This is a genomic window from Donghicola mangrovi, from assembly GCF_013377535.1.
Lineage (GTDB): Bacteria > Pseudomonadota > Alphaproteobacteria > Rhodobacterales > Rhodobacteraceae > Donghicola > Donghicola mangrovi.
This window is the reverse complement of the sequence record NZ_JABCJE010000001.1, coordinates 400,164-411,540: the sequence shown is the minus strand read 5'-3', so window position 1 is coordinate 411,540 and position 11,377 is coordinate 400,164. Positions and strand designations below refer to the sequence as shown.

At 61.1% G+C, this 11,377-nt stretch carries 12 protein-coding genes; 4 read left to right on the top strand and 8 right to left on the bottom strand.

The genetic code is table 11. From position 1 onward, the window contains the following. Nucleotides 1-22: 22 nt before the first annotated feature. The gene (gene mutY / locus HJ536_RS02175; RefSeq protein WP_177156502.1) at nucleotides 23-1,093 is read right to left on the bottom strand and encodes an A/G-specific adenine glycosylase; all 1,071 of its coding nucleotides are present in this window, start codon (nucleotides 1,091-1,093) and stop codon (nucleotides 23-25) included. A gap of 82 nt (nucleotides 1,094-1,175) precedes the next feature. On the opposite strand from mutY, the gene HJ536_RS02170 reads away from it, so the two are divergent. Genes HJ536_RS02170 through HJ536_RS02160 form a run of 3 tightly spaced genes read left to right on the top strand, consistent with a single transcriptional unit; the run spans nucleotide 1,176 to nucleotide 3,502 of the window. Next, the gene (locus HJ536_RS02170; RefSeq protein ID WP_177156501.1) at nucleotides 1,176-1,697 is read left to right on the top strand and encodes a DUF721 domain-containing protein; all 522 of its coding nucleotides are present in this window, start codon (nucleotides 1,176-1,178) and stop codon (nucleotides 1,695-1,697) included. Beyond that, a complete protein-coding gene (locus tag HJ536_RS02165; protein ID WP_177156500.1) occupies nucleotides 1,698-2,396 on the top strand; it encodes a DsbA family protein in 699 nt (232 codons plus the stop codon). Next, nucleotides 2,393-3,502 carry a CaiB/BaiF CoA transferase family protein gene (locus HJ536_RS02160; RefSeq protein ID WP_177156499.1) on the top strand — a complete coding sequence of 370 codons (1,110 nt, stop codon included), beginning with the start codon at nucleotides 2,393-2,395 and terminating at the stop codon, nucleotides 3,500-3,502. Before HJ536_RS02165 ends, HJ536_RS02160 begins: the two co-directional genes overlap by 4 nt. A 118-nt stretch (nucleotides 3,503-3,620) precedes the next feature. On the opposite strand, the gene HJ536_RS02155 is transcribed toward HJ536_RS02160, so the two are convergent. The 7 genes from HJ536_RS02155 to HJ536_RS02125 all read right to left on the bottom strand — a co-directional run bounded on the left by HJ536_RS02155 (nucleotide 3,621) and on the right by HJ536_RS02125 (nucleotide 8,943). Then, on the bottom strand, nucleotides 3,621-4,496 hold the full coding sequence (locus HJ536_RS02155; RefSeq protein ID WP_176852656.1) for a 3-hydroxybutyryl-CoA dehydrogenase: 876 nt from the start codon (nucleotides 4,494-4,496) through the stop codon (nucleotides 3,621-3,623). Nucleotides 4,497-4,709: 213 nt separating this feature from the next. Continuing rightward, nucleotides 4,710-5,636: an FAD-binding protein gene (locus tag HJ536_RS02150; RefSeq protein ID WP_176852657.1), complete on the bottom strand. Its 927-nt coding sequence runs from the start codon at nucleotides 5,634-5,636 to the stop codon at nucleotides 4,710-4,712. Continuing rightward, nucleotides 5,636-6,394 carry an electron transfer flavoprotein subunit beta/FixA family protein gene (locus HJ536_RS02145; protein WP_176852658.1) on the bottom strand — a complete coding sequence of 253 codons (759 nt, stop codon included), beginning with the start codon at nucleotides 6,392-6,394 and terminating at the stop codon, nucleotides 5,636-5,638. Before HJ536_RS02145 ends, HJ536_RS02150 begins: the two co-directional genes overlap by 1 nt. A gap of 272 nt (nucleotides 6,395-6,666) precedes the next feature. Beyond that, complete coding sequence (locus tag HJ536_RS02140; protein ID WP_176852659.1) at nucleotides 6,667-7,239, bottom strand: cob(I)yrinic acid a,c-diamide adenosyltransferase; 573 nt, start codon at nucleotides 7,237-7,239, stop codon at nucleotides 6,667-6,669. Further along, on the bottom strand, nucleotides 7,239-7,451 hold the full coding sequence (locus HJ536_RS02135; protein ID WP_176852660.1) for a twin transmembrane helix small protein: 213 nt from the start codon (nucleotides 7,449-7,451) through the stop codon (nucleotides 7,239-7,241). Before HJ536_RS02135 ends, HJ536_RS02140 begins: the two co-directional genes overlap by 1 nt. A gap of 67 nt (nucleotides 7,452-7,518) precedes the next feature. Continuing rightward, nucleotides 7,519-8,349: an SDR family NAD(P)-dependent oxidoreductase gene (locus HJ536_RS02130; protein WP_177156498.1), complete on the bottom strand. Its 831-nt coding sequence runs from the start codon at nucleotides 8,347-8,349 to the stop codon at nucleotides 7,519-7,521. A 60-nt stretch (nucleotides 8,350-8,409) separates the two neighbouring features. After that, nucleotides 8,410-8,943, bottom strand: a complete 534-nt coding sequence (locus HJ536_RS02125) for an SH3 domain-containing protein (RefSeq protein ID WP_177156497.1) — start codon at nucleotides 8,941-8,943, stop codon at nucleotides 8,410-8,412. A 167-nt stretch (nucleotides 8,944-9,110) separates the two neighbouring features. Between HJ536_RS02125 and parC the strand changes: the two genes are divergently transcribed. Next, nucleotides 9,111-11,366: a DNA topoisomerase IV subunit A gene (gene parC / locus HJ536_RS02120; RefSeq protein ID WP_176852663.1), complete on the top strand. Its 2,256-nt coding sequence runs from the start codon at nucleotides 9,111-9,113 to the stop codon at nucleotides 11,364-11,366. The last annotated feature ends 11 nt before the right edge of the window (nucleotides 11,367-11,377 follow it).

The following is an 11,377-nucleotide window of genomic DNA, read 5'->3' as shown; positions in this document are numbered from 1 at the left end:
CCCTTATCCACAGTAGTCAATTTCACGTTCTGCCGCTGTCCGTCAGGTCATAGGCCTTGCGCATGACCGTGGGCAGGGATTTCGGGTCGAACTCTTCAGCGGGGATGAATTCGCCGCGCTCGGGCTGACGTTCCATCGGGACAAGGGCAGTCAGGACCGTCAGGCTCAGGTGGAAATGGGTGAAGGTGTGCCGCGCCTCGGCGTTCAGGGTTTTCCATTCGGCGCGGATCGGGGGCGCGGGGGTGGGGTCCGATTCTGTCCAGTCCGATCCGGGCCACCCCAGCATCCCGCCCAAAAGCCCGCTTTCGGGCCGCGTTTCCAGCAGATAGGCCCCGTCCACACGGCGGGCGATATAGGCGATGCCGCGGCGCTTGGGCTTTACTTTCTTGGGCTTTTTGCGGGGCAGATCGGCGGGGGTGCCTTGCAGACGCGCCACGCAATTGTCCCGCCACGGGCACAGGCCACAGGCCGGATTGCGGGGCGTGCAGATCGTGGCGCCCAAATCCATCACTGCTTGCGCATAGTCGCCGGGGCGGTCTTGGGGAGTCAGGCTGGCGGCCAGCGCCGTCAGTTCCGGTTTCGCATCGGGCAGCGGGGTCAGCACGTTGAACACGCGGGACATCACCCGCTCGACGTTTCCGTCGACCACCACAGCCGGTTCATCATACGAGATCGAGGCTACCGCCGCCGCCGTATAGGGGCCAACGCCGGGCAATTTCAGCAGCTCCGCATAGGTCTGGGGGAACACGCCGTTATAATCGGCTGCCACCGCGCGGGCGCATTTCAGCAGGTTCCGCGCACGGGCATAGTACCCTAGCCCCGCCCACGCGGCCATGACATCGGCATCCGCCGCTGCGGCCAAGTCACTGACACGGGGCCATTTATCCGTGAACTTCAGGAAATACTCGCGCACCGCCGCAACCGTGGTTTGCTGCAGCATGACCTCGGACATCCAGATGCGATAGGGGTCGGGCATTACACCCGCTTTGCGCTCTGCAGGCCCCACACGCCAAGGCATCTTGCGGGCATGGCGGTCGTACCAGTCCAGCAATGTTTCAGGTTTCGGAACGGGGATCGCAGAAGTGTCACGCATTCTTTATCCTTTGTGCCAACAGGGCTCTGGCCCTCGGGGCGCGTGTCACTAGAATAGTGCCTGACAGAAGGATGCAAGACCCATGGCCCCACGCCAGCCCTCGACACGCGGCTTTGCCCGCACCAGCAATCTGCTGACGACGCAGATTCGCCAGGTTGGCGAAAAGCGCGGCTTTGCCGTGGCGCGTCTGCTGACCCACTGGTCCGAGGTTGTGGGCGAAGATATCGCCAGCATCGCCCGCCCCGTGAAGGTCGGTTATGGCCGTCAGGGGATGGGCGCGACCCTGACCCTGCTGACCACCGGCGCGAACGCCCCGATGCTGGAAATGCAAAAGGACACCATCCGCAACCGCGTGAACGCCTGCTATGGCTACAACGCGATTGCGCGGGTCTACATCACGCAAACTGCGCCCACCGGCTTTGCCGAGGGGCAGGCCCAGTTCGGCCACATGCCCAAAAAGTCAAAGCCCCTGCCCACGCCGGAAATCCGCGCGGCCGCCGCTCAAACGGCCGCCGATGTCGGGGACGAGGGGCTGCGCGCCGCGCTGGAACGCCTGGCGCAGAACGTTTACCTAAAGAACAAGACCCAAAACGAGAGGCCTTAAATGACCCGTAAGTTGTTCGCATCCGTCCTGCTTGCAGGTGCTGTCCTTGGGGGCGCATTCTGGCTGACCAGCACGCCGGAAACCTCTTCTTCGTTGCTGCCCGCAGCCGCGATCGCCGAAGAGACCACCGCCGACGCCCCCGCAGCCGAGACCGAAGCCAAGCCAGTCGAAGTGGTCGAGATGGTCATGGGCTCTGCCGATGCACCGGTCACAATGGTGGAATATGCGTCGTTCACTTGCCCGCACTGCAAAAACTTCCACACCGGCCCCCTGAAAGAGATCAAGAAGAACTACATCGACACCGGCAAAGTCCGCCTGATCTTCCGCGAAGCGTATTTCGACCGTCCCGGCCTCTGGGCTTCGATGATCGCGCGTTGCGGCGGCCCCCTGCGCTACTTCGGCATTGTGGACCTGATCTACGAGAACCAGTCTGACTGGGCGCACAAGAAAGATCCGGTGGAAATGGTCACCGACCTGCGCAAATTCGGCAAGATCGCCGGTCTGAACGACGAGCAGCTTGACGTCTGCATGTCCGACGCTGCCACCGCACAGGCGCTGGTCGACTGGTATCAGGCCAACGATGCCAAAGACAGCATCACCGGCACCCCGACCTTTATCATCAACGGCGAGAAGTTCCCGAACAGCACCTACGAGGAATTCGCCGTTAAGCTTGACGAAGCCGTGGCCGCAGCGAAATGACCTCGCCGCTTGCCGGTGTCAAAGTCGTTGAACTGGCGCGCATTCTGGCCGGCCCTTGGGCCGGTCAGCTCTTGGCCGATTTCGGTGCCGAGGTCATCAAGGTCGAAAGCCCCGAAGGCGACGACACCCGCAAATGGGGCCCCCCGTTCATTGAGCGGGATGGCGACCGAAGCGCCGCGTATTTCCATTGCTGCAATCGGGGCAAACAGTCCCTGATCGCCGATTTCCGCACCCCCGAAGGCCAAGAGACGGTCCGCAAACTGGTCGCAGACGCCGACGTTCTGATCGAGAATTTCAAGGTCGGCGGGCTACAGAAATACGGGCTGGACTATGACAGCCTGCGTCAGGTGAACCCGCGTCTGGTCTATTGCTCGATCACCGGGTTTGGCCAAACCGGCCCCTACGCCAACCGCGCGGGCTATGATTACATCATCCAAGGCATGTCCGGCCTGATGTCCGTGACCGGCGATCCCGAAGGCCAACCGATGAAAGTCGGCGTGGCGGTCACCGACATCTTTACTGGCCTCTATGCCAGCAACGCAATCCTCGCCGCCTTGTACCAGCGCGACCGTACGGGGCAAGGGCAGCATCTGGATCTGGCGCTGTTTGACGTGGCCGTGGGGGTTATGGCGAACCAAGCCATGAACTATCTGGCAACAGGCCAATCTCCTACACGCCTTGGAAACGCCCACCCCAACCTCGCGCCCTATCAGGTCTTTGCCTGCGCCGATGGCCACCTGATCATTGCGGTGGGGAACGACGGCCAGTTTCAGCGGTTTTGCACGCTGCTCGGCGTTGAGGAATTGGGGTCTGACCCAAGGTTCAGTACGAACCCCGAGCGTGTGGCAAACCGCTCCGCTTTGGACGGTGCCCTATCCGGTCTCGTGGCGAAATGGCCCAAAACCGATCTCCTTGCCGCCTGCGAAACCCACGGTGTCCCCGCCGGCCCGATCAACACCATGGCTGAGGTCTTTGCCGACCCCCAAGTCATCGCGCGCGGCATGAAAATCACCCCCGAGGGGGTCCCCGGTGTGCGTACTCCGGTCACCTTCTCGGACGCCGACTTGTCGCTCGACAAACCCGCCCCCAAGCTGCCGGCAAACTAAAACGCCCCCACCTTCAGCTTGGTAAAAATACCCCCGCCGGAGGCGGCGCGTCCCCTCCGCATTCACCACGCCAGACCACCGCACGAAAACAAAACGGGCCCGAAGGCCCGTTTGAAGATCAACGTGTCGGAACCGGCGTTTCCCCGCGGTAATCGTAGAAGCCCCGCTGGGTCTTGCGGCCCAGCCAGCCCGCCTCGACGTATTTGGTCAGCAGGGGGCAGGGGCGGTACTTGGTGTCCGCCAGACCGTCGTGCAGCACGTTCATAATCGCCAGACAGGTGTCCAGACCGATGAAATCCGCCAGTTCCAGCGGGCCCATCGGGTGGTTGGCCCCCAGCTTCATCGACTCGTCGATCGAGCGCACGTTGCCGACGCCTTCGTACAGGGTATAGACCGCCTCGTTGATCATCGGCATCAGGATGCGGTTTACGATGAACGCAGGGAAATCCTCGGCGCTTGCGGCGGTTTTCCCAAGGTTCTCGACCACACCCAGACAGGTCTTATAGGTCTCTTCGTCAGTGGCGATCCCGCGGATCAGTTCCACCAGCTGCATGATCGGCACAGGGTTCATAAAGTGGAAACCCATGAACTTCTCGGGGCGGTCGGTGCGGCTGGCCAGACGCGTGATCGAGATCGACGAGGTGTTCGACGTCAGGATCGTGTGGGGCTGCAGATGGGGCACCAGATCCTCAAAGATCGCGACCTTGACGGTCTCGCGCTCGGTCGCGGCCTCAATGACCAGATCGGTCTGTCCCAGATCGGTCAGCTGCAGGGTCGTCGAGATGCGGGCGATGGCGACGTCACGCTCCTCGGCCGAGATTTTCTCGCGGCTGACCTGACGGTCAAGGTTCTTGCGCACGTTTGCTACGCCGCGATCCAGCGCTTCCTGCGAGATGTCGTTCAGAAGCACGTCGTATCCGGCCAGCGCAAACACGTGGGCGATGCCGTTACCCATTTGACCTGCGCCGACAATGCCGACCTTTTTAACTTCCATTTGGATGTCTCCTGCGATTTCCGCCAGAGGATGGACCGCTCAAAACAACGTTGCAAGTGTGCTTGGTGTCCGTAACGTCACGTCGGTTTTTTCATGACCGAAAGTGTAGGTTTCAGGTTTTTTTCTTGCGCACAGAAACGGAATTTTGGCCCATCAGAATGAAAAAGGCCCGCCGGATGGCGAGCCTTTGTGATGATTAATCCGGCGAAGGGATCAGAGCTTGTCGGTCAGCTCGGGGACAACCTCGAACAGGTCGCCAACCAGACCATAGTCCGCGACCTGGAAGATCGGGGCTTCTTCGTCTTTGTTGATCGCGACGATGACCTTGGAGTCCTTCATCCCGGCAAGGTGCTGGATCGCACCAGAGATGCCGACGGCAACGTACAGCTGGGGCGCAACAACCTTGCCGGTCTGGCCAACCTGCCAGTCGTTCGGTGCAAAGCCCGAGTCCACAGCTGCGCGCGATGCGCCAACGGCGGCACCCAGCTTGTCAGCCAGCTTTTCAATCAGGGCAAAGTTCTCTTCGGAACCCACGCCACGGCCGCCCGACACAACGATGCCAGCCGAGGTCAGCTCGGGGCGATCGCTCTCGGCGACTTTGTCCTCGACCCACGACGACAGGCCGGTGGTCGCTGCGGTGCCGACAGCCTCGACCGGAGCCGAGTTGCCTTCTGCTGCCGCCTCGAACGAGGTGGTTCGCAGGGTCAGAACCTTGACGCTATCCGACGATTTGACGGTCTGGATCGCGTTGCCTGCATAGATCGGGCGGTCAAAGGTGTCCGCGTCGATGACGGCGGTCACGTCCGAGATGATCATCACGTCCAGCAGCGCCGCAACGCGGGGCAGGACGTTTTTCGCATCCGAAGTCGACGCTGCGGCGATGTGGCTGTAGCCACCGGCCAGCGACACGATCAGATCGGCAACGGGCTCTGCCAGAGTGTGGCAGAAGCCATGATCACCGGCGAACAGAACCTTGGCCACGCCGGCCAGAGTGGCCGCTTCGGCAGCAGCGGCATCGCCACCTTCGCCAGCAACCAGAACGTGGACGTCACCCAGACCTGCAACAGCGGTCACGGCCTTGGCAACTGCATCCTTGGCCAGCGCGCCGCCAGCCACATCGGCAAGAAGAAGAACAGCCATCATACAGCTCCTGCTTCCTTGAGTTTCGACACCAGCTCGTCAACCGAACCAACCTTGATACCGGCCTGACGCACCGCGGGCTCCGAGGTTTTGACCACGGTCAGACGGGGCGCGACATCGACGCCGTAATCGGCTGCGGTCTTCTCATCGAGCGGCTTTTTCTTGGCCTTCATGATGTTCGGCAGCGACGCATAGCGGGGCTCGTTCAGACGCAGGTCCGCAGTGATAACTGCGGGCAGCTTGACGCTGATGGTCTGCAGGCCGCCGTCAACCTCGCGGGTGACTTTCGCGGTTTCGCCGTCGATTTCGACTTCCGAAGCAAAGGTCGCCTGACCCCAGCCCAGAAGCGCCGAAACCATCTGGCCGGTCGCGTTCATGTCGTTGTCGATGGCCTGCTTGCCGCAGATCACCAGACCGGGGGCTTCTTCCTCGACGATTTTCGCCAGGATTTTCGCAACGGCCAGAGGCTCGATGTCGGTGTGGACATCATCCGCTGCGGTCACAAGGATCGCGCGGTCTGCACCCATCGCCAGAGCGGTGCGCAGTGTTTCCTGAGCTTGCTTCACGCCGATCGACACAACCACGATCTCGGTTGCCTTGCCGGCCTCTTTCAGGCGGATCGCCTCTTCGACGGCAATCTCGTCGAAGGGGTTCATCGACATCTTTACGTTGGCGAGATCGACACCAGAACCGTCCGCTTTCACGCGAACCTTCACGTTGTAGTCGATCACGCGTTTGACAGGCACCAATACCTTCATTTGCGTGGCTCTCCCTATGGTTTCCTCGGGCACTCACCCGCGCCCTATCTCGTTCGTCCCAGACTTGATAGCGACTCGAGCCAAGGCGAAACAGAGCAAAAACGTCACGTTAGCGCCATCGGACGCCGCGTTCCGCACCTTTTATGCTGCGCCGCAGTGTGCAAGGCGAGTCCTGCCATAGTCCTATGCGGCGAATCTGTCCGCCGCACTGACCTGCAACTTCTGCTTTGCCCAAATACTCAACGGCACAACGTCCGCCAGAAGTGGTGGCCTCAGCGGTTTGCGCCCGGTACCCACAGGACATCGCCCGCGCCATTCTGGTTTGCGGCGCGCGAGGCCACAAAAAACCAGTCGCTCAGGCGGTTCAGGTATTTCACCGCAGCGGGGTTCACTTCTTCATGGCCCGACAGCTCGACCGCCAGACGCTCGGCGCGGCGGGCGACGGTGCGGCAGATGTGCAGATGCGCTGCAAGGGCACTGCCACCGGGCAGAACAAAGCTGCGCAGCGGGGCCAGATCGGCGTTCATCTCGTCAATCTCTGCTTCAAGGCGCGACACTTGGGAATCCACCATCCGCAGGGGCGGGTATTCGGACTCGGCATCTTTGGCCATGTCGGGGCGGCACAGATCGGCCCCCAGATCGAACAGGTCATTCTGGATGCGCATCAGACGTTCGTCCATCAGACCGTCGGCATGCAGGCGGGCGACGCCGATTGTGGCGTTCAACTCGTCCGAGGTGCCATAGGCGGTGACGCGCAGGGAATGCTTGGCCACGCGGGCCCCGTTCCCCAGCGCGGTTTCCCCCGCATCACCGGTTCTGGTGTAGATCTTGTTCAGGACGACCATCAATTTCCCCCGTAGTTATGACGGATATAGGCAAAGCCGACGATCAGAATGACCGCCACGAACTGCGCCGCCACACGGTAGCGCATAATGCGGTTGGCGTGCTTGCGGTTAAAGTCACCGCCCTTGGCGAAACTGCCGATCCCGACCATCAGGATACCCAGCACCGCGAAGCAGGCGATCGCGACGACGTAGAACAGTGGATCATTGGCCATATCAGGTTCCTTTGATGTTTCCCCGCAAATAGGGGAGTTGGGCCAAAAAGCGAACGTGCAATTTGCCTCAGCCGCCCGAAGTGAACCGATCTAGCATCCGCGTGGGCAGAATACGCCTTAGTACGTTGCCGATATAGGTCGGCGCGGTCACAAAATAGCGCGGATGCGGGTTGTTCGATTCCAGCGCGTGGATCAGCTTTTTGGTGACGGCGCTGGCGGGCAGTTCGAACTTGTCGGGGCCGCGATCTTCATAGAGGCGCTTGCGCAGTTGGCTCCGGTATTGGTCCGCACGGGGCGAGTTTTCCCAGTCGATCCATTTTTCGAAATTCGGGATCGCGTTCTGCCGGATTTTCGAGGTGATCGGCCCCGGTTCGATCAGAATGATGTGGATGCCGGTGCCCTTCATCTCCAGACGCAGCACGTCGGTCAGGCCCTCCATCGCGAACTTGCTGCTGACATAGGCCCCGCGCCACGGCATCGCGACCAGCCCCAGAACGGAGGAGCAGTTGACGATCCGGCCATGCCCTTGCTTCCGCATGATCGGCAGGACCAGTTGCGTCAGATCGTGGGGGCCAAAGAGGTTGGTCTGGAACAGCTCCTCTAGGCCGCCGCGGGGCAGATCTTCGACCGCGCCGGGCAGGGCGAAGGCGCCGTTGTTATAGAGTGCGTCCAGCGTGCCGCCGGTCGCGTCCAGCACCTCGGCCAAGGCTGCGCGGACAGAGGCGGGGTCAGCGTAATCCAGTTGGGGAGCTTCGAACCCTTCGGCCTGAAGGCGGGCGCAATCTTCGGGTTTGCGGCAGGATGCAAACACCCGCCATCCCCGCGCCCTGAGGTCATGTGCCGCAGCATACCCGATGCCGCTGGAACTGCCTGTGATCAAAATAGAACGTGCCGCCATGTTACCTCCGAAAACTTGGGGGCACCATGGCGGCACGTTCCGAGGGAATCAATGCGTGGTTTAGCGTGCGGCGCTGCTTACAAGCCGTTCGGCCATCCAGCCAATTCGACCTGACGATACAACTTGCAATTTTACCCAGCCATTTCCGGGAGATTGCAGGATTTCTACTTCGTCTCCGGCACGCAAACTGGAAACGACGCTGTATTGGGTGCCGGGGCCTTGGCGCATATTCACTCGGCTACCGGTCACCTTACGAATATCGCGGATCATTTCATCGGTGGCCGATGCAGAGGTTTCGACGATAACAGAGGGCATAACCGTCGCGTCGACCTGCGTTTGGGCCATCATCATCGCAGGCGTGTCAGCGGGCGCGTCCATGCTGGCAAGGGTAATTCCGACGGTTTCTTCGGTCTTGGGCTTACGAATGCCCATCACCGGAATCGCGGGCAAAACCGGTTCAGCCGTGGCCGTTTGCATCGGGGTAAGGTGTCGGACTTGTGCAACCGGTGCTGCCGGTTCGAATTTCGCACCGCCGCTCAATTCGTAAAGAGCGAATGCCAAAAATGCAAAAGTCACAATGATGAGCCGCCACATTGTTCTACAACCTGAATTAAATGGAATTATAAAATTACTACTCATAATACCCCAAAGGGTTCCCGTTTACTCGCAGATAATTTTTACAAATTCATTGCGCGTATTCCTGACCTGCTTACAATTCTACGCGCTTTACCGTGCCTGTGCGGCGCTGTACTACGTCTCCCATGACCGAGATCGACGACGACACATCACCAGATCAGCCCCGTTCCACGACCGAGCCTTTGCGCCGGGCGCTGGGGTCGCGCTATCTGCAATACGCGCTGTCCACCATCATGCACCGGGCTCTGCCTGACGCGCGCGATGGTCTGAAGCCCGTGCACCGCCGCATCCTGTTTGCGATGCGGGAACTGAAGCTGGCCTCGAACGGGCGTTTCCGGAAATCGTCCAAGATTTCGGGCGACGTGATGGGCAACTACCACCCCCACGGCGACACCGCGATTTACGATGCGATGGCCCGACTGGCGCAGGACTTTAACGTCCGCTACCCGCTGGTGGACGGTCAGGGTAACTTTGGCAACATCGACGGGGATAACCCAGCGGCCAGCCGTTACACCGAAGCCCGTCTGACCGCCGCCGCCGAGGCGCTGCTGGAAGGTCTGAACGAGGACGCCGTCGATTTCCGCGACAACTACGATGGCACGCTCCAAGAGCCCGTGGTTCTGCCCGCAGCCTTTCCGAACCTGCTCGCCAACGGCTCGAGCGGGATCGCGGTGGGGATGGCGACCAACATCCCGCCCCACAACATCGACGAGCTTGTCGCCGCATCGCTGCACCTGATCAAGACCCCCGATGCGCGGGACGAGACCCTGCTGAACTATGTTCCGGGCCCCGATTTCCCCACCGGCGGTATCATCGTCGAGCCCAAGGAAAACATCCTCAAGGCCTATGAAACTGGCCGTGGATCGTTCCGCCTGCGCTGCAAGTGGGAGGTCGAGGATCTGGGTCGCGGTACTTGGCAGATCGTGATCACCGAGATCCCCTATCAGGTGGCCAAATCGAAGCTGATCGAAAAGATCGCCGAGATTATCCAGCTGAAGAAGGTGCCGCTGCTGGCGGACGTGCGCGATGAATCGGCGGACGACATTCGCCTGATCCTCGAGCCCCGTTCCAAGAACGTCGATCCCGAGATGTTGATGGGCATGATGTTCCGCAACAGCGATCTGGAAATCCGCTTTAGCCTGAACATGAACGTGCTGATCGACGGCGTGACGCCCAAGGTCTGCTCGCTCAAAGAGGTGCTGCGCGCGTTTCTGGACCACCGCCGCGACGTGCTGCAACGCCGCTCGCGTTACCGTCTGGCCCAGATCGACAAGCGTTTGGAAGTGCTGGAAGGCTACATCATTGCCTTCCTCAACCTTGACCGCGTGATCCAGATCATCCGCACCGAGGATGACCCCAAGGCCGTTATGCTGGCCGAGGATTGGGGCGGCGGCGTTTTCCTGAACGACAATCAGGTCGAAGCCATCCTCAACATGCGTCTGCGCAGCTTGCGCCGCCTCGAGGAGATGGAGCTTCGCAAAGAGCGTGACGATCTGCGTGCCGAACGTGAAGGTCTGGTCGAGCTGCTGGGCAGCGACGACCTGCAATGGGCCCGCATCTCGGACGAGCTGAAAGAAGTGCGCAAGCAGTTCGGCAAAAAGACCGAGCTTGGCGCCCGTCGCACCCAGTTCGCCGAAGCCACCGAGATCGAAGACGTCCCGCTGGAAATGATGATCGACCGAGAGCCGATCACCGTTGTCTGCTCGAAAATGGGTTGGGTGCGCGCTATGAAGGGGCACTTGGCCCTCGATACCGCGCTCAAGTTCAAGGACGGCGACGAAGGGCGTTTCGTGTTCCACGCGGAAACTACCGATCGTCTGCTGGTTCTTGGCACCAACGGCCGTTTCTACACCATTTCGGCGGCGAACCTGCCCGGCGGGCGCGGCATGGGGGAACCCCTGCGCCTGATGGTGGACCTGCCGAACGAGGCCGAAATTGTGGACATGTTCATCCATAAACCGGGCCGCAAGCTGCTGATCGCGTCCAGTGCCGGTGATGGCTTCATCGCCCCCGAGGACGACATCGTTGCGCAAACCCGCAGCGGCAAGCAGGTGCTGAACGTCAAGGACGATGTCCGCGCCAAGATCTGCAAACCCGTCGATGGCGACCACGTCGCTGTGGTGGGCGAGAACCGCAAGGTTCTGGTCTTTGCGATCGAAGAACTGCCCGAGATGTCCCGCGGCAAGGGCGTACGCCTGCAAAAGTACAAGGATGGCGGGTTGTCCGATGCCACCACCTTTACGCTGGCGAATGGTCTGGCGTGGAAAGACCCCGCGGGCCGCACCCGCACCGAGACCGACTTGGGCGAATGGATCGGCAAGCGGGCGACCGCAGGGCGCATGGCCCCGCGCGGCTTCCCCCGCGATAACACCTTTACCTGATGATGCGGCGC